Here is a 17,637-nt window from a genome sequence, read left to right as displayed (position 1 = left end):
GTTCTATCAAATTAGTAGAGTTTAAAAATGCAAGAGGCACCTAAAGATTAAAGATTATAAAAGATATTTCATTTTTGAATATACAGAAAACCAATAAACATATATGTTTTGCAGGTTATCACGGTTAACAATTCTTCAATCTCAAATTCATACCAATTTTTTAATCAAGATACAGCCTTAGTATTAGGGCCGAGTTCTTGTGAAATCAGTTCAAATAATAGTAATCCAAAATAAAAAAAATGAAAAAGCGAATGTGCAGCTAATAAAAAACCATTTCTGTTGCAGCAGAAATGGCAGAGCTTAAAGAAATTGTTCATCTCTTAAAAGGAAAGCGATAATGGAGTAAATCCGTTTTCGGCTCACCTTATTTATTAAACTAAAACAAAGTAATGAAAAAAATATTAAATAGATATACATGGTTGTGTATTTTGTTGATTTCCATAGGGATTAATGCACAAGAGACAAAACCTCTAATTCAATCTAAACTCGAAGGAACAGTAATCGATGCCATTACAAAAGAGCCGGTTATTGGCGCTTCAATAAACATAAAAGGTACTACACATGGAGTTGTAACCGATTTAGATGGAAAATTTTTTTTCCAAACAGGGCAAAAGTTTCCTTACACTTTAGTAGTTAGCTATTTGGGTTATAAAAAAAGGAAGTTGTAGTTAATCAAAATTCAGTTACAATTGATCTTACTGAAGAACAAAATGTACTTTCAGAAGTTGTAGTTACAGCATTAGGAATTACAAAAGAAAAGAAATCTTTAGGATATACTACGCAGTCACTTAAGAACAAGGATATTGCAGATACAAAAGAAACGAACTTTTTGAATAGTCTTGCCGGAAAATTGGCAGGTGTTCGTATTACAAATTCACAAGGAGATATGGGATCTTCACGTATTATTATTCGTGGAGAAACTTCTATCGCAGGAAATAATCAGCCATTATTTGTGGTAGACGGTGTTCCTGTAGATAACTCACAGTTGAACTCTGGAGGCGCAACTCGTGATTTTAAAAATGCAATTTCGGATTTAAATCCTCAGGATATTGAGACATTGACAGTATTAAAAGGACCTAACGCTGCAGCGCTTTATGGATCTCGTGCTGCACATGGTGTTGTTCTTATAACTACAAAATCTGGAAAAAGTCAAAAAGGACTTGGTATAAGTGTTAGCTCGGGTATAACAATTTCACAAGTTGCTACTTTGCCTAGTTTTCAAAATTCATTTGGACAAGGTTCAAACGGAAGATTTAGTTATGTAGACGGTAAAGGAGGCGGTATTAACGATGGAGTCGATGAAAGTTGGGGACCTAAATTAGACGGACGTCTTATTCCTCAATTTTACTCTAATGGTCAGGCAGTTCCTTTTGTGGCTAATCCTGATAATGTGAGAGACTTTTTTAATACAGGACTTACTTTTGATAATAGTATTTCTGTTGCCAGATCAGATGATAAATCAGATTTCCGTTTAGGAATAAACAATCAAAAACAAAATGGTACGGTGCCAAATAGTGAAGTAAATAAAACAAACTTTACGATTAACACCAATTATCAAATATCTAAAAGTGTAAAAATAGGAGTAACAGGAAATTATATTGTTACAGATGCTCCTGCTTTACCAGGTGGACCATCAGGAGGGCGTGCTGCTGGGGTAATGCTTCAGTTTCTTTGGTTCGGACGTCAGGTTGATATTAATCAGCTTAGAAATAATAGAGACGTAAATTGGAACAACAGTTACTACAGTAATCCATATTGGAATGCTTACTATAATACGACTAGTCAGCAGCGTAATCGTTTGATAGGAGATATTCATTTGGATGCAAAACTTGCAGACGGACTTAATTTTAAATTCCGTACAGGAGTTGACTATTATAACGATCGCAGAAAATACACGATTAAGTATGGTACAAATGGAACTCCTTTTGGATCGTATGCCGAAGATGCTTACACAGTAAGCGAAAGCAATACTGAAGGTATCTTTACGTACACTAAAAAACTGAGTGAAGATTTTAGTTTGGATGCTCTTGCCGGATTCAATATTCGTAACCACAGCGATGCAAACAATTATCAAAAAGCGCCACGTTTAGCGGTTCCTGATTTATATACCTTAAACAATTCAAGAGACCCGTTAACGTCATACAATACATTATCAAAATTAAGAGTGTATAGTGCATATGCTTCGGCACAATTTGGATATAAAAACTATGCTTTTTTAAATGTTACGGCACGTAATGATTGGTCATCGACATTACCGAGCAGCAACCGTTCGTATTTTTATCCGTCTATCAATGGTAGTTTAGTGTTGTCTGAAGCTTTGAATTTAAAAAGCAATATGCTTGATTTCTTAAAATTACGCGGCGGCTGGTCTGAAGTTGGTAACGATGCAGATCCGTATCAATTGTCTACCGTTTATAATTTTCAAACGGCATTTGACGGAAACCCGATTCAAACTTCTTCACAGAAAAAACTGAATGAGAATTTGAAACCAGAAACAACTCGTTCAACCGAAGTTGGTTTAGAGGCTTCTTTCTGGAAAAACAGATTGCATTTTGATGCCGCTTATTATAATACGAATAGTTTTGACCAAATTTTAGAAATAAAAACAACAGCTTCAAGTGGTTATAATTCGCAATTAATCAATGCAGGAAAAATAAACAACCGTGGTATAGAAGTTCAATTGGATGGAACTCCTATTCAAACGCAAGATTTCAAATGGAATGTTGGTGTTAATTATTCTAAGAATATCAGCAAAGTTGAGATTCTTGATTACGATAAACAAATTCAAAACTATACGATTGGTACTTCGGGAGGTGTTGATGTTTTAGCATCTGTTGGGCAGGCATATGGCGCACTTTACGGTACAGCATATCAGCGTGATGCAAGCGGAAATATTGTAGTAGGAGCAAACGGATTACCAAAAGCTGATCCGCAAAAGAAAGTATTAGGACATTATACTCCAGATTATCTTGCAGGTGTGACAAACACATTGACTTACAAAAATATAGAATTTTCATTTCTTGTTGATGCGAGTGTAGGCGGTGAGCTTTTTTCAGGTACAAATAGAACGGGTAATTATACAGGTGTATTAGCGCAAACTCTTCCGGGTCGTGATGCTGCTAATGGCGGATTAAGTTATTATTATCCAAGTAATAATACTGCAAATCCGAAAACACTAGTTGCTGGCGGAACTGCTCCAAGCGGAGTAACGGTATATGATGATGGAATGATTTTTAAAGGTGTGTATGCTGATGGAACGGCAAACAATCAAGTGATTAGTGCACAGGAATACTACAAAGCATCATACAATATCAGCGAGGCTTATATCTACAGCTCGACTTTTGTGAAGTTAAGAGAAGTAAAACTAGCTTACAATTTAAATAAATCATTTGTTAAGAAGTTGGGATTGGACGCTGCAAGTATAACTGCTGTAGGTCGTAACCTGTTCTTTATCTATAAAGATGCACCAAATATTGATCCTGAAACAGCTTTCAATACTGGAAATGCTCAAGGTTTGGAGAGTTTAGCTTTGCCAACAACAAGAAGTTACAGTCTTAATGTTAATCTTAAATTTTAAAAACACGAAATCATGCTTAAAAAACTATCATATATAACACTATTTGCATTGACGTTCGTGTCTTGCAGCGATACTTTGGATGATATTAATAAAAATCCAAATGCAACCGAAACGCCATTAGCACCTTATTTGTTAACAGGGTCATTAAAACAAGGAGCTGATTTGTATTGGGGCGATAATACAAACTTTAACTCATCTTTGTTATTTGTACAGCATTGGGCTAAAATTCAATATACTGAGCCAGACAGATACGATGTGTCTAATACTTCTTTTACATCTTTATGGAATACTGGTTATGCCACTTTGATTACAGATTTGAATACGATTTTGAACTTTTCTGATCAACAGGCAAATTCAAATTATAAAGGGATTGCTTTGACATTGCGTTCATGGACATTTTTGTTATTGACAGACGCTTATGGAAGTATTCCTTACAAAGAAGCGGGTTTAAAAGTAACTCCTGCTTATAACACACAAAAAGAAGTCTATACAGGATTGCTTGAAGATTTAAAACAAGCTCAGTCTTTGTTAAGTGCCACAAACGGTACTGTGACTGGTGATTTGTCTTATAAAGGAGATATTTCAAAATGGAAAAAACTGGTAAATTCGCTTCGTTTGCGTATCGCATTGAGAATTTCAGATAAAGAACCTGCTTTGGCTAAACAAGCTGCGATTGACGCAACTACAGATGCTGCGGGAGTATTGAGCAGTAATAATGATACTTTTAAATTTACTTATACGAGTTCGCCTCAACAAAACCCTGCTTCAGCTTGGTTTGAAACTCGTGATGATTTTCGTGTTTCAAAAACATTAGTGGAGAAATTAACAGAGTTATCTGATCCACGTTTACCTGTTTATGCACAATTGCCAACAGATAAAAGTGTCGTTAAATATGTGGGAGCAGGTAATGGATTAACTAATAGCGATGCCAATAGTCAAGGTTTTGCGAAGACATCAAAACCAGGAACTTACTTCTTGACTTCATCATCGCCAGCCGTAATTGTTTCTTATTCAGAAGTATTGTTTAATCTTGCCGAAGCAGCAGCGCGAGGTTATATTTCGGGAGATGCAGAACAGCTTTATAAAAATGCAATTACAGCATCGTTTAATCAATTTGGAATTACAGATGCGACTGCTATTTCTAATTATCTTAATCAGGTATCTGTAAAATATGATGCAACAAATTATGCTAAATCGATAGGCACGCAAAAATGGATTGCATTTTACGGACAAGGTCTTGATGCTTTTACAGAATGGAGAAGACTGGATTATCCTGTTTTGAAAGCGGGACCATCTACAGTTTTGGATGGACAAATTCCGTCTCGTTTCTTCTATCCAGGAACAGAGCAGTCTTTGAACGGATCTAATTATCAAACAGCAGTTTCTGCTCAAGGAAAAGATTTGCTTACAACGAAATTATGGTTTGATGCAAAATAAATTGGATTCTGAAAAGAGTGTTCAGATTTAATTTCAGCCATTTATTCATTAACAGTTAAAGTTAATTTTTGAAAAAAATCAAATAGATCACTATCCTGATCCAATGTGATCAATTTGTAAAAGTCCTAATGAGAATTAGGACTTTTTTTGTGGGCTTTAGAATCTGAGAATAGGATATGTTTTAAATATTTACAGTCTTGTATATCATGATTTTGACGCCATATTCTAAGGACTAAATTTGAATTTTATTTATTTCTAAGTCTTTACTATTACAAGTTAGTTTTCTTTTTTATTATCAAAAAGATTCCTTTTATCTGCTATATTTCTTATTTTTAGTATTTTAAATCGGTAAAATAAATAAGAGCATGATTATAGATGTAAAGCGTTTACTGTCTTATTCGTTGTTGTTTCTGATAGTATTATTGAAACCAAATATTGGAACAGCTCAGTTATTAGGTACGAGCAAAGCTGCAACTGAAGAACCTGCGAAGATTCCAGAAGATTCACTTGGTAGAAGAACACCTCAAGGAACGGTTAACGGATTTATTAAGGCTCTTGGCGACCAAAATTATTTACGTGCCAGTCAATATCTGGTACTAAGTAAACGTTCCTATCGCAAAACTGCCGAAAGAATACGCATAGCAAAAACTTTCCAACAGTTGTTAGATCAGGGAGGTACATTTTCGCCATCTTCAATTATCAGCAGTAAAGAAATTGGACGTATAGATGATGATTTGGCAACGGGTGTTGATCTCGTGGGAAGTATCTCTACAGACAGAACAGCAATACAGCTTTATTTAGAAAATCAATCCGATGACAGTCAGCCGTCAGTATGGCTTTTTTCTGCAGAAACGGTTGAAGCAATTGCCTCCGCAGATATTTCTGGAGAAAAAACTTTTTTAGACAGGGTTTTACCTGATATTTTAAAAGAGCGAAAATTAGGAAATGTTCCTGTTGGTCATTGGGCGGTAGTAGTAATCATGACTTTAGTATGCTATTTGCTTGCAAGGCTGCTGGTTTTTGTAATTGGTTTTCTAGTGCAAAAATTTTGGAAAAAAGCAGCAAGCGAAAAAGGCGACGCCGTTATAGAAGCTTTTTCACTGCCAATTCATATGTACCTTACCGTAATTCTATTTGTCGCATTTACACAGCGCATGGGAATTTCTATAGTAGTACGTCAGCGCTTTAGTATTATTATATTGACAATTGGAATTCTAGCTTTCTTGATTCTGCTTTGGAGAATGACTGACTTTGTAAGTATGTATACACGCAGCAGAATGAATAGAAGCGGTCGTATTTCTGCCGTTTCTGCTGTTTTGTTTTTAAGTCGTACCACAAAAGTAGCCATCGTTATTATTGGTATTATTGCGATACTTGGTATTATTGGTGTCGATGTTACCGCTGGACTTGCAGCACTAGGAATTGGAGGTATCGCATTGGCATTAGGAGCACAAAAAACAATAGAGAATTTTGTTGGCAGCGTGAGTCTTATCGCAGATCAGCCTTTGAGAGTAGGAGATTATTGCCGAGTTGATGATATTAAAGGCACAGTAGAATCGATCGGAATGCGTTCGACTACGCTTCGTACTTCTGCACGTACAATTGTGACAATTCCTAACGGGCAGTTATCAGCCAGTAAAATAGAAAATTATGCGCATCGTGATCGTTTTATTTTCAATCCGATATTTACTTTTAGAATGGAAACAACGCCAGATCAAATGCGTTATTTATTGGTAGAACTTCGATCTTTATTGTATGCTCATCCTGCGGTGCTTAATTCTCCTCCTATAGTGCGCTTTACAGGTATTACTGCTGATGCTTTGAAAGTTGAAATTACGGCATACATAGAAGCTGTAACTTTTGAAATATCGCAAGAAGCGCAGGAAGATATATTATTGCGAATGATGGATATAATAGAACAAAGCGGAACATCTTTGGCTTATCCATCGCAAACACTTTATATGGCTCGCGATACACCCATGTCAAGCGAAAAATCAGCAGCAATTTCTGAGACCGTTAAAAAATGGAAAGAAAATAATGAATTGCAGCTGCCTAAATTTGATCCTAAACGTGTCGAAGAAATAAAAGACAGTCTCAAATATCCAGGTGATGGCAGTTTTAAGCCAAAAGAAGAGTAAAAATACTATTATATTAATCTTAAATAAAACAGATCGTAAGATTATTGTTCTATTTGACTAAATTGGTTGATTCTCAGTATGTAGTAGTTTGATTGTTAAAGAAAATGGAGGATTACGTGGTGATAAAAAAAAGTTAAAAGCATTCTGTATTTTAAAAATGGCACAATAAATGCCTGCAGAAAAACATGAATAATCAGAATGCATAATCAGTATTCTAAAAATTAAAACAATGAAAAGATTAAAAAGTATGTATGTTTTTGTGGTAGTGTTATTATCAACATTTACATATGGTCAGGAAAGTTTAAAAATGTTTGTGAAAGAAAATAAAGTGCCATGTCAAGGTGTTGGTCCTATGGAATGTCTTCAGGTAAGGTATGAAAATGATAAAGAATGGCAGCTTTTTTATAGTCATATTGAAGGTTTTAATTTTGAAAAAGGAAATCGATATGAGTTATTGGTAACAAGAACAAAAAGACAAGAACCCATTCCTGCTGATGCTTCTTCATACCTTTATAAATTAGAAAAGATTATTTCTAAAACTCCTGTAAATAAGGAAAAAGGAATTTATGATACCAAAATGATTTTAACGCAGTTGAATGGTAAAAAGATAAACAACGGTAAAGCATTTATTACAATCAACAATGAAACCGGTACAATCAGCGGTAAAAATGGATGTAATAACTTCAATGTGAAGTATACGAAGTTATCTTCAAAAAATCAGATTAAAACTGCTGCTCCTTTTGGAACTTTAATGGCTTGTGATCCTGAAAGTATGAAATTAGAACAAGATTTTAGCGCTGCGATAACAAATAAAAAATTCAAAATCGTAAAGAAAAACAATAAAGTTCAATTCAAAAATTCGAAGAACAAAATTGTTATGGAATTTTCTATTCCAACTCAAAATGAACTTTGGAGTTTTATTGGTAAAAACAATTGGAAACTAATCGCGCTTGAAAATGTTGGACAGGATTACGGTAAAGCTTCTATTAAATTTAACCCAGCTGAAAAGAAAGTAAGTGGAAATACAGGCTGTAATAATTTCTCTGGAACTTATGAAAGTAATGGTGACCAAGTTTCTTTTAATAATGTTGCCGTTACTGCGATGGCATGTATTGGTGAAGAGGGTAATAAAACAGAACAAAAAATACTATCTTATTTAAACAATAAAGACCTGCGTTTTGATGTAGCAGATCAAACTTTGAACTTTTATCTTAATGATAGATTGGTTATGATGTTTGGAATTACAAAATAAACTAATGTTGCAAAGTCATCTTAGAGCAGATTAAAGATTTACAAAGAATAATTACAAAACCAGTGAAGTTAATTCACTGGTTTTTTTTATTAGAATAATTTATTAATTTTATAGTAAATCTTTTTATTATGAAAGTAATTGAACATTGCTATTCTCTTGAAACCAAATGGATTGATGTAATGGCAAAAGCTATGGGAGGAACTGTTGAGGGGAACTTCATAAAAGGAGATAATGAAACCTATATCGGTACTCATTTTGTTTTATTAATGGAAGAGAGGATTTCGGCAATGCTCATTGATGTTTCATACAAAGAAACAGTATTGTTAAAGTATAAAAATGATTTAAAAAGATTCGTAGGCTTGTATTTTTATATGACTAACCATAATATAGATTTTATATTAGATAAAGAAACTTCTGTAGTAGGTAAGTTTGATTATAATTTGACAATAATAGACAGTTCCTTAGAAACAGATTATGCTGTAAACAAAGGAACAGGGACATATGTTATATGCATCTTCATGGATAAAACAGCATTAAAAGAATATATGGATAAGGTGCCCAGACTTAAAACGGTATCCAAAGATGTTTTTAATGCCGAAAAAAATACAATTATCAGTATGGGAAGAATGAGTACTGAGAGTTCTATTTTGTTAAATGATTTTAGAAAAATACCCTATGACAGTTTCTTATTTGAACTTTATTTTAGAGGACTTGTTTATAATTTAATAGGTGATTATCTAGATCAATTAGTAGAGAAAAAAATCATAATTGGTAAAGTCATAGGAGATGATATAAAGAGCATTATAGCTTCAAAAGCTTTATTGCTAAAGTCTATTGAAGGAATTTTTCCAGGCATAGAATTTTTGGCTGAGCAAGTACACATGTCGCCATCGAAATACAAAAAGTTATTTACAAAAATTACTGGATTCAGCCCTGGAACTTTTTTTTCAGACAGTAAATTAGAGCTTGCCAAAGAATTATTAGAAACGGGACAATATACAGTTAGTGAAGTCTCTGATAAATTAAATTATGCTAATATCTCTTATTTCGCAAGACGATTTAGTAGTAAATATGGAATTTTCCCGAAAGAGTATCAAAGTCAATTATAAAATTATTTATGAGCCAATTACTGCAAGAATTTAAGCATACGTATTCGTTAACATCAGACTGGCGACAAAGTTTTGTTGACGGTTTGGGATGTACAATTGTTAATGAAAATATGTATTTTCCTGAAGAAATAGCGACAGGTTCAAGCTGCTTTTCTGAAATTCTTCCAGATGTTTCAGTAGTACTCATTGATTGTGTAATCAATAAACCACTAAGGTTTACACGTGTCCCGTTTGAAGATGATTTTTGGATCGTATATTACGATTTAAGCGATAGTATTAGTAAACACATTGTAGACGATGTAAACCATACAACAGGATACAAATCAAAACTAAATTTTGCTATTGTCGATAATAAGATAAATAGCAGCTATCTATCGACCGTTGGAGAACGATTTTATGCAATAAGACTGCTGATTCGTAAATCTTATTTGAAAACGTTTTTTAATGATGCTGAATTTGAAAAGGATTTTAAAGATGTTTTTGATAATAAAAAAAAGAAAATGTTCTTTTACGGACACATCGACAGTCGAAGCAAAGTTGTACTCAATGCTCTAAAACAACAACAAATAAATAATCTTAATTATGAATTTCTGCTAAAAGGAGCCGCTTACAATTTACTTGCATATTTAATTGAAAGATTAAACACTAAGATGCCTAGTATGGGAACTCATTTAGAGAAAGATATTGAAGCAGTTATGCTAAGTCAGCAGCATTTATTATCCAATCTTTTAATTCCGTTTCCTGGGATCGAATTCTTAGCCAATATTGCTAATATGTCGCCTACAAAGTATAGATCTTTATACAGCAGTATATTTGGAATGAGCCCGCCGTTATTTTTTAAAATTGAAAAACTACTTCTCGCAAAAGAGTTATTAGAAAGCGGCAGTTTTAAATTAATCAGTGATGTTGCTTATGAATTAGGATATAATAAAACCACTTATTTCTCATCTATTTATAAAGATTACTTTGGTGTGCTGCCTAACACAGTACGTAAATAGACTAATAAAATAAATATTTTAAATCTTACTTTGTTCCCGATTACAGGCAGTAAATCGGGATTTTTTTTGCTTTAAAAACAGCAAAGAATATATTATATATAGCTTATAATGTTGATTTTATGGTTATGTGTGGTAGTTCAAAAAGATGAGGTCCTATTATTTTTGCCATCTACTTTCAGTTGAACTGTTACTTAACAATTTTAAAAAAGTGCTGTTTTTATAAGGAGTTATGATAAAAGCAGTGCTGCTTTTTAAATTTAAAAAATGAGCGTAAAAATAATACCACTTACAGAACATAAACAAGACATTGTAAATAGATATTTAGTCTACAAAAATGTTTTTGAAAACAGGGCTTTTCAATACAATTTGTCTGCAAGAGAACATGAAGCTTTTGGTGTTTATGAAAAACTGTTTATAAAGGATTCTATTTTAAAGAAAAACAGAAGTTATGTACTCGAATGTTCAAATCTGGAATTTACTTTTAAGTATAAAGAAGATTAGTCAGCAGCGTTTGTAAAACATTTTAAAGTCTCGTTTTTATTTTGAAAACAATTACACATCAGTACAATACATCGAACAGTTGGATAGAGGTTCTTGCAAAAGCAATGGGAGGTTCTATTGAAGGAAATTTTATTAAAGGAAATAATGAAATTTATCAAGGAACACATTTTATTCTGCCTATAGAAGAGGGGATTAAAGCAATGCTGATTGATACAACTTATAGAGAAACTACGAGATTAAAATATCGTAATAAAGATACCAATTTTATAGGGCTCTATTTTTACCTCACTAATATAGATGTTGATTTTATGCTTAATGAAGAAGCAGCTTCGATAGGGAAATTAAAGCATAATTTATCTATTGTTGACTCTAAAGTTGATATGGATTATACGGTGCAAAAAGGAACCCGAATATATGTGATCTGTATTTTATTTGATAAAGAGAATATAAAGGAATATTTCTCTAAAATAAGTAAAACAGCATCAACGGTGATTGACAGTATTCTTGATAACAAAAGAAATGCAACATTTCGTTTAGATCGAATGAATATTGAAAGTTTAATTTTAATTAATGATTTTAGAAAAATTGCCTATGACAATTCTTTGTATGAAATATATTTTAAAGGACTTGTGTACGGATTAACCGCTAGTTATTTAAAACAGTTGGAAACTAAAGAGAGTATTATTGAAAAAACATTTAATGTTGATGTAAAGAATATCATAGCATCTAAAGCAATGCTGCAAAATAATATCGACGGTCCTTTTCCCGGTATTAGTTTTCTGGCAGAGCAAATTGGAATGTCTCCTTCAAAATATAAAAAGCTTTTTGTGAAAATTTCGGGTGTAAATCCGGGAACCTATTTCTATAATAATAAATTAAATAAAGCTAAAGAATTATTAGAAACAGGAAAGTTTACCGTTAATGAAGTGGCACATAAATTAAATTATGCAAATGTCTCTTATTTGTCAAAACGATTTCATCAAATGTATGGTGTTTTCCCAAAAGAATATCAAAGTTTACTGTAATAGAAATTATGGATTTAACAATACCTGAATTTAAACATACTGCATCGCTAACATTAAAAGGTAAGCAAGATTTTATTGACGGTTTAGGCTGTACCATAATCGACAATAAAATAATTCATTTCCCGAAGAAAAAGGTAAAGGGTTCCGGATACTTTATTGAGCTTTCTTCAGATGTTTCTGTACTTATTGTTGATTTAACGTTAAACGAGCCGATGCGTTTGACAAGAATGCCTTCTGAAGAAGATTTTTGGATTGTTTATTATGATATGAGCGATAATTTGAATAAACATTTTATAGATAATATTAAACATAAAACAGGATATAGATCAAAATTAGGTTTTGCTATTATAGACAGCCGTCTTCAAAGTTCGTATGTCTCAGAAGTTGGCGAAAGAGCCTATTCTTTGCGATTATATATTCGAAAAACATATATTAAGAATTACTTTCACGGAGCAGTTTTAGAAAAAGATTTCAAGAACATTTTTGATAACAAAAAAAGAGAAATGTTCTATTATGGACATATAGACAGCAGAAGCAAAGTAGAACTTCATAATTTGAAGCAGCAAAGTATGAGTGATTCAAATTATGAATTTTTACTAAAAAGTACTGCCTTTAAACTTTTTGGCTATTTTTTAGAGCGATTAAAAATTGATATGTCTAATACTGGATTGTTTTTAGAGAAAGATTTAATAGCCATAATGAAAACACAGGAATTTTTATTGTCTAATCTTTTAGCGCCTTTTCCCGGAGTAAAGATTCTCTCAGAGATAGCAAATATGTCTATTTCAAAATACAGAATCTTATATGAAAATGTATTTGGCATGAGTGCCGTATCTTTTTTTAAGAAAGAAAAATTAGAGCTTGCTGCCAAATTATTAAAAAGCGGCGAGTTTAAAACGATTAGTGATATAGCTTTTGAACTTGGCTATCATAAAACAGCATACTTTTCATCACTTTATAAAAAACACTATGGAGATATACCCAGCTCCGTTTTTAAAAGTAAAACATGGTAATATATTTGATTGCTTTTTTTTTAGATTTCCCGATTGCGTCAAGTGGTCGGGTTTTTTAATTTTAAATAAATAGTTACTTAAAATTTAGAATAAAAATGAACCAATTAGAAACGTTCATTTCGTTTTGATTTATCTGATTTGTAATTGTTTATGTGGTAAACCTTTTCATGATGATTTTATGAATTTATGTGGTAGTACCAAAAAACTATGTTACTATAATTTTGCCCATATTTCTAAAAATAAGAGTAAAATGAAAAAAATAAATTTATTTATAGTAACTATATTATGTTGTTATTCGAGCGTTATGTTTGGGCAGCAAGACGCCCAATATACCCAATATATGTACAACACCATTAATATCAATCCCGCTTATGCAGGTTCTAGAGGTACAATAAGTGTTTTTGGATTGCATAGAACTCAATGGGCAGGTTTGGAAGGTGCTCCAATTACTAATACACTATCTGTTAATTCGCCTATTAATCATAATATGGGGATAGGATTATCTGTAATCAATGATCGAATAGGGCCAATGACAGAAAATAATGTTTCAGTAGATCTTTCTTATTCTATAGATACTTCACCTTTTTATAAATTATCATTTGGATTAAAAGGAACAGCAAACTTATTAGATGTTGATTTTACTAAATTGAATATCTATGATCCCTCAGATCCAAGATTCCAGAATAACGTCGATAATAAATTCTCTCCCAATGTTGGAGTAGGAGTGTATTTTCATTCTGACAGATCATACATAGGACTTTCAATTCCTAATATGTTAGAGAACAGTCATTATGATAAATCTGCCCAAAACGAATCGCAGAGTTTTGTTGTAAAAGAACGTATGCATTATTATTTAATGGCAGGATATGTTTTTGATTTAGATTATAATCTAAAATTTAAGCCATCCTTATTAACCAAAGCGGTGCAAGGAGCTCCTTTACAAACGGATATTTCGGCAAACTTTCTATTCAATGAAAAATTTACAGCAGGACTTGCTTATCGTTGGAGTGCCTCATTAAGCGCTCTTGCAGGATTCCAAATTTCAGATTCTTGGTTTATAGGATATTCCTATGACGCCGAAACAACCAAACTGGCAAATTATAATTCAGGATCACATGAAATCTTTTTAAGATTCGAAGTATTAGGCAGCTCAAAATCAAGAATGATGTCGCCAAGATTTTTCTAACCAAAACTAATTAAAATTAATTATGAAAATAAAAATACATAAAGTGCTTGTGTTGCTTTTTTGTTTGAGTAATACAGTATGTTTTTCGCAAAAGCAGCAAACGAAAGATAAAAAGCTCGCAAAGGCAAATGCAGAATACGAAAATTTTTCATTTGTAAAAGCAGGAAAACTATACGAGCAATTAGTGAACAAAGGATATGATTCTAAGGAAATATATGCTCGTTTAGGCGATACTTATTTTTTTAATGCAGATTATTACAATGCTTTGCAATGGTATACCAAAATGATGGAAGATGTTACTTCTGCTCCTTCGGAATACTATTATAGATATTCTGTATGCTTGAGAGCAAATGATCAGCATGAAGAAGGATTAGCCGTAATGAATGCTTATTATAAGAAAGAAGGAAAAGAAGACGAAGCAAAAAAATGGGATCCAGTTACTTATTTAAAAGCCATCGCGGCACAATCAGATCGATACGATAATTTGAGCCAAGCAGGGATAAATTCGCCGTTTTCTGACTTTGGAGCGGCATTAGTTCCTAATGAGGAAGCAGTCAAGCAAAGCCTTAAAATTGCTCAAGTAGAAAAGTCTGACAAAGACAGAATTATTAGAGAAAATGCTGAAAAAAGACGAAATGATGATGGTAATAAACTTGGAGCCAAAAGAGAAATTTTAGTTCAAGAGAAAAAGAAAGAAAACCAAGAAAAATTTATTGTAAATAGTAAAGAAAGTGATTCTAAAAATAATGATTTTCTAATCCTATCTTCAGAAAAACTGCCCAAGTATAAAGAAGTGATTTATGCAACAGCAAAGGATTCAGGCTTTTTTAAGCGCAAACACAATTGGAGCGAAAAAGCTTTTCTTAAATTATATACAGCCCAAATTGACGAAGATGGAAATTTGCATAATGCTAAAAAGCTTTCAGGAGATGTGAATTCGAAATACCATCAAAGTACCCCAGTAATTACAAGTGATGGTTTAACGATGTACTTTACTCGATTGGTAGTTTATGACAAAATAAAAAATAAGGCAAAAAATAAAAAAGCAATTTCTAACCTGAAAATCTTTCAAGCTCAAAAAGTAAACAATAAATGGGGAGACGTTAAAGAACTTCCTTATCCAATAAATGTCGAAGGAACTTCGTCTGCACACCCTGCATTAAGTGCAAATAACGACGACTTGTATTTTGTGTCCAATAGAAAAAAGAAAACAAACGACACAGATTTATATGTGGTAAGCAGAAAAAAAGGCGGAGGCTTTGCGAATAAAGCAGAACCTTTGGGAGAAGAAATAAATACCTATGGCAGAGAAACTTTTCCTTTTGTAGATAACAGCGACGTATTGTATTTCTCATCAGATGGACATCCTGGTTTGGGAGGCTTAGATATTTTTGCAGCCGTAAAAGATGAAGAAGGTAAATATATAGTTGCAAATGTTGGGGAACCTATAAACTCTACAAGTGATGATTTTGCATACAGCATTGACAGTGATTCTAAAAGAGGATTTTTCTCCTCTAATAGAAAAGGTGGAACGGGCGATGACGATTTGTATACATTTTTAGAAACAAAAGCAATATCATTTCCTTTTAAATTAAACCCAGTTTATTCTGGAACAGTAAAAGACAGTATATCTGGTCAAAAATTGCGAGGAGTTGAGGTAACTATTTTTAATGATTTAAAGGAAAAGATAAAAACAATATACAGCGATGAGTCAGGAGAATTTTCAGTCGATCTAGAGCCTCTTAAAAATTACACTTTCGAGTTTAAAAAGAAAGGGTATACAACCGAAAAAATTGCTGCAAAGGGAATTAAAATAGGTGAAAAGAAAGAAATACAAGCAGTACTATTTAATGAATTGGAAGTTGTTGTCGGCAATCAAGTATTGACTCTCAAAGAAGGTGATAATCTTACAGAGAAATTAAAACTAAAACCTATTTATTTTGATTATGGAGGATACACACTTCGAAAATCATCAAAATTAGAATTAGATAAAGTAATTAATTTATTAAAAATCCGTCCAAGTATTTCTATTCTCGTAAAATCACATACAGACAGCAGAGGTAAAGATGACTACAATTTGAGACTTTCTAAAAACAGGGCAAAAACAACTATGGATTATATTGTTTTGGAAGGCGGAATTGAACAAGATAGAGTGTGGGGAGACGGATATGGAGAATCGCAGTTGATTAATAAATGCTCCAATAATGTACAATGTTCAGAGGCGGAACATGAGCTTAACAGACGTTCGGAATTTATTATTGTAATAAAAGAATAGAACGGATAAATTTAGATTTGGTAGTTTAGATTTGGTAAGAAAAAGAGTTTGACTTTTAAGTAAGTTCAAGCTCTTTTTTGTTGGATAAATATCTGTTTTTATTGAAGGTTTTAGATGTTTTTTTGAGAGTTAACTATTTGATGAGTAATTATTTATGCCTTTTTAGTGATTTGTAACTTTTTGTATTGATTTTAAAAGTTTATGTGGTAGTTCTGAACAATACTTAGGACATAATTTTGCCCCGAATTTAAAATTTAACAGTTAATGAAAAAGTCAGCTGGTTTAAATTTTAGAATAAAGATTGCAAATAAAAAGATAACTCATAATTATTAAATCTTATGAAGAATAAATTACTTCCATTATTTTTTATCCTAGCTAGTTATTCAGCTTATTCCCAGGTAGGTATAGGAACTACTATGCCAGATCCTTCTTCTCAATTAGAAGTTGTTGCAAATGATAAAGGTGTGTTGATTCCTAGAATTCAATTAAAGAACATTACCGATGCTTCGACAATTGCAAATGGCAATGTAAATAGTTTATTAGTATTTAATACTGCTACAGCTGCGGATATTAAACCAGGATATTACTACTGGTATGATAACAAATGGAATAGAATTGTTATTGCTGGTGAAATTGAATCTAACAAAGGAACTGTTATTTATAATGCAGTAACAAAAGAGTTTGTGTTTGTTGATGATTCAGGTACTAATCAGCCGCTGGATTTTGGAAGTTCAGTAAAAAAACATGAAACGATTACAACATTAACTAACAATAATGATGGTACATATACTTATCTAAATGAGACAGGAGAAAATCCAGTAACTATTAATGTAGTAGGAGATGTTGCAAACAATTTTGAATCAATCATAAACAATCCTGCAGTAACTAATGTTCTGAATACTTTTGTTACCAAGTCAGAAGGTACAGTGTCGTTCAATTCTACTACTAATGAGTTTACTTACACAGATGCGTCAGGCGCAACAAAAGTGGTGAATATTAGTGAAATTGTAAAAGGAAACGAAACGATTACCACATTAACTAACAATAACGATGGTACATATACTTATCTAAAATGAGACAGGAGAAAATCCAGTAACTATTAATGTAGTAGGAGACGTTGCTAAAC

General features: G+C 32.5%; 13 protein-coding genes. All 13 read left to right on the top strand.

All coding sequences use genetic code 11. The features are described from left to right. Nucleotides 1-389 precede the first annotated feature (389 nt). On the top strand, nucleotides 390-668 hold the full coding sequence (locus BOW55_RS21445) for a carboxypeptidase-like regulatory domain-containing protein (RefSeq protein WP_241686615.1): 279 nt from the start codon (nucleotides 390-392) through the stop codon (nucleotides 666-668). 20 nt (nucleotides 669-688) lie between these two features. Then, on the top strand, nucleotides 689-3,577 hold the full coding sequence (locus tag BOW55_RS18875) for a SusC/RagA family TonB-linked outer membrane protein (RefSeq protein ID WP_241686616.1): 2,889 nt from the start codon (nucleotides 689-691) through the stop codon (nucleotides 3,575-3,577). 12 nt (nucleotides 3,578-3,589) lie between these two features. After that, nucleotides 3,590-5,014, top strand: a complete 1,425-nt coding sequence (locus BOW55_RS18870) for a SusD/RagB family nutrient-binding outer membrane lipoprotein (protein ID WP_129025833.1) — start codon at nucleotides 3,590-3,592, stop codon at nucleotides 5,012-5,014. A gap of 365 nt (nucleotides 5,015-5,379) precedes the next feature. Continuing rightward, nucleotides 5,380-7,152: a mechanosensitive ion channel family protein gene (locus BOW55_RS18865; protein ID WP_129025831.1), complete on the top strand. Its 1,773-nt coding sequence runs from the start codon at nucleotides 5,380-5,382 to the stop codon at nucleotides 7,150-7,152. Nucleotides 7,153-7,381: 229 nt separating this feature from the next. Beyond that, on the top strand, nucleotides 7,382-8,404 hold the full coding sequence (locus BOW55_RS18860; protein ID WP_129025829.1) for an META domain-containing protein: 1,023 nt from the start codon (nucleotides 7,382-7,384) through the stop codon (nucleotides 8,402-8,404). Nucleotides 8,405-8,532: 128 nt separating this feature from the next. Next, nucleotides 8,533-9,513, top strand: a complete 981-nt coding sequence (locus tag BOW55_RS18855; RefSeq protein WP_129025827.1) for an AraC family transcriptional regulator — start codon at nucleotides 8,533-8,535, stop codon at nucleotides 9,511-9,513. Nucleotides 9,514-9,521: 8 nt separating this feature from the next. Next, on the top strand, nucleotides 9,522-10,511 hold the full coding sequence (locus BOW55_RS18850; protein ID WP_129025825.1) for an AraC family transcriptional regulator: 990 nt from the start codon (nucleotides 9,522-9,524) through the stop codon (nucleotides 10,509-10,511). Between the two features lie 264 nt (nucleotides 10,512-10,775). Beyond that, nucleotides 10,776-11,012, top strand: a complete 237-nt coding sequence (locus BOW55_RS18845) for a hypothetical protein (RefSeq protein WP_129025823.1) — start codon at nucleotides 10,776-10,778, stop codon at nucleotides 11,010-11,012. Between the two features lie 41 nt (nucleotides 11,013-11,053). After that, nucleotides 11,054-12,037, top strand: coding sequence for a helix-turn-helix transcriptional regulator (locus tag BOW55_RS18840; protein ID WP_129025821.1), 984 nt, complete (start codon nucleotides 11,054-11,056; stop codon nucleotides 12,035-12,037). An 8-nt stretch (nucleotides 12,038-12,045) separates the two neighbouring features. Continuing rightward, nucleotides 12,046-13,050 (top strand): helix-turn-helix domain-containing protein, encoded by a 1,005-nt coding sequence (locus BOW55_RS18835; RefSeq protein ID WP_129025819.1) that lies wholly within the window; start codon nucleotides 12,046-12,048, stop codon nucleotides 13,048-13,050. 250 nt (nucleotides 13,051-13,300) lie between these two features. After that, a complete protein-coding gene (locus tag BOW55_RS18830; protein ID WP_129025818.1) occupies nucleotides 13,301-14,236 on the top strand; it encodes a type IX secretion system membrane protein PorP/SprF in 936 nt (311 codons plus the stop codon). 22 nt (nucleotides 14,237-14,258) lie between these two features. Further along, complete coding sequence (locus tag BOW55_RS18825; protein ID WP_129025816.1) at nucleotides 14,259-16,511, top strand: OmpA family protein; 2,253 nt, start codon at nucleotides 14,259-14,261, stop codon at nucleotides 16,509-16,511. 338 nt (nucleotides 16,512-16,849) lie between these two features. After that, on the top strand, nucleotides 16,850-17,587 hold the full coding sequence (locus BOW55_RS18820; RefSeq protein ID WP_129025814.1) for a hypothetical protein: 738 nt from the start codon (nucleotides 16,850-16,852) through the stop codon (nucleotides 17,585-17,587). The last annotated feature ends 50 nt before the right edge of the window (nucleotides 17,588-17,637 follow it).

The sequence above is a fragment of the Flavobacterium sp. YO12 genome (assembly GCF_004119495.1).
Classification (GTDB): domain Bacteria; phylum Bacteroidota; class Bacteroidia; order Flavobacteriales; family Flavobacteriaceae; genus Flavobacterium.
This window is presented reverse-complemented; position numbering and strand designations above follow the sequence as displayed.

Bases quoted from the DNA above. Each gene is read 5' to 3' on its own strand.
- BOW55_RS18825 (WP_129025816.1), top strand. From the start codon at position 14,259: ATGAAAATAAAAATACATAAAGTGCTTGTGTTGCTTTTTTGTTTGAGT.
- BOW55_RS18850 (WP_129025825.1), top strand. From the start codon at position 9,522: ATGAGCCAATTACTGCAAGAATTTAAGCATACGTATTCGTTAACATCA.
- BOW55_RS18865 (WP_129025831.1), top strand. From the start codon at position 5,380: ATGATTATAGATGTAAAGCGTTTACTGTCTTATTCGTTGTTGTTTCTG.
- BOW55_RS18870 (WP_129025833.1), top strand. From the start codon at position 3,590: ATGCTTAAAAAACTATCATATATAACACTATTTGCATTGACGTTCGTG.
- BOW55_RS18830 (WP_129025818.1), top strand. From the start codon at position 13,301: ATGAAAAAAATAAATTTATTTATAGTAACTATATTATGTTGTTATTCG.
- BOW55_RS18845 (WP_129025823.1), top strand. From the start codon at position 10,776: ATGAGCGTAAAAATAATACCACTTACAGAACATAAACAAGACATTGTA.
- BOW55_RS18855 (WP_129025827.1), top strand. From the start codon at position 8,533: ATGAAAGTAATTGAACATTGCTATTCTCTTGAAACCAAATGGATTGAT.
- BOW55_RS21445 (WP_241686615.1), top strand. From the start codon at position 390: ATGAAAAAAATATTAAATAGATATACATGGTTGTGTATTTTGTTGATT.
- BOW55_RS18835 (WP_129025819.1), top strand. From the start codon at position 12,046: ATGGATTTAACAATACCTGAATTTAAACATACTGCATCGCTAACATTA.
- BOW55_RS18860 (WP_129025829.1), top strand. From the start codon at position 7,382: ATGAAAAGATTAAAAAGTATGTATGTTTTTGTGGTAGTGTTATTATCA.
- BOW55_RS18820 (WP_129025814.1), top strand. From the start codon at position 16,850: ATGAAGAATAAATTACTTCCATTATTTTTTATCCTAGCTAGTTATTCA.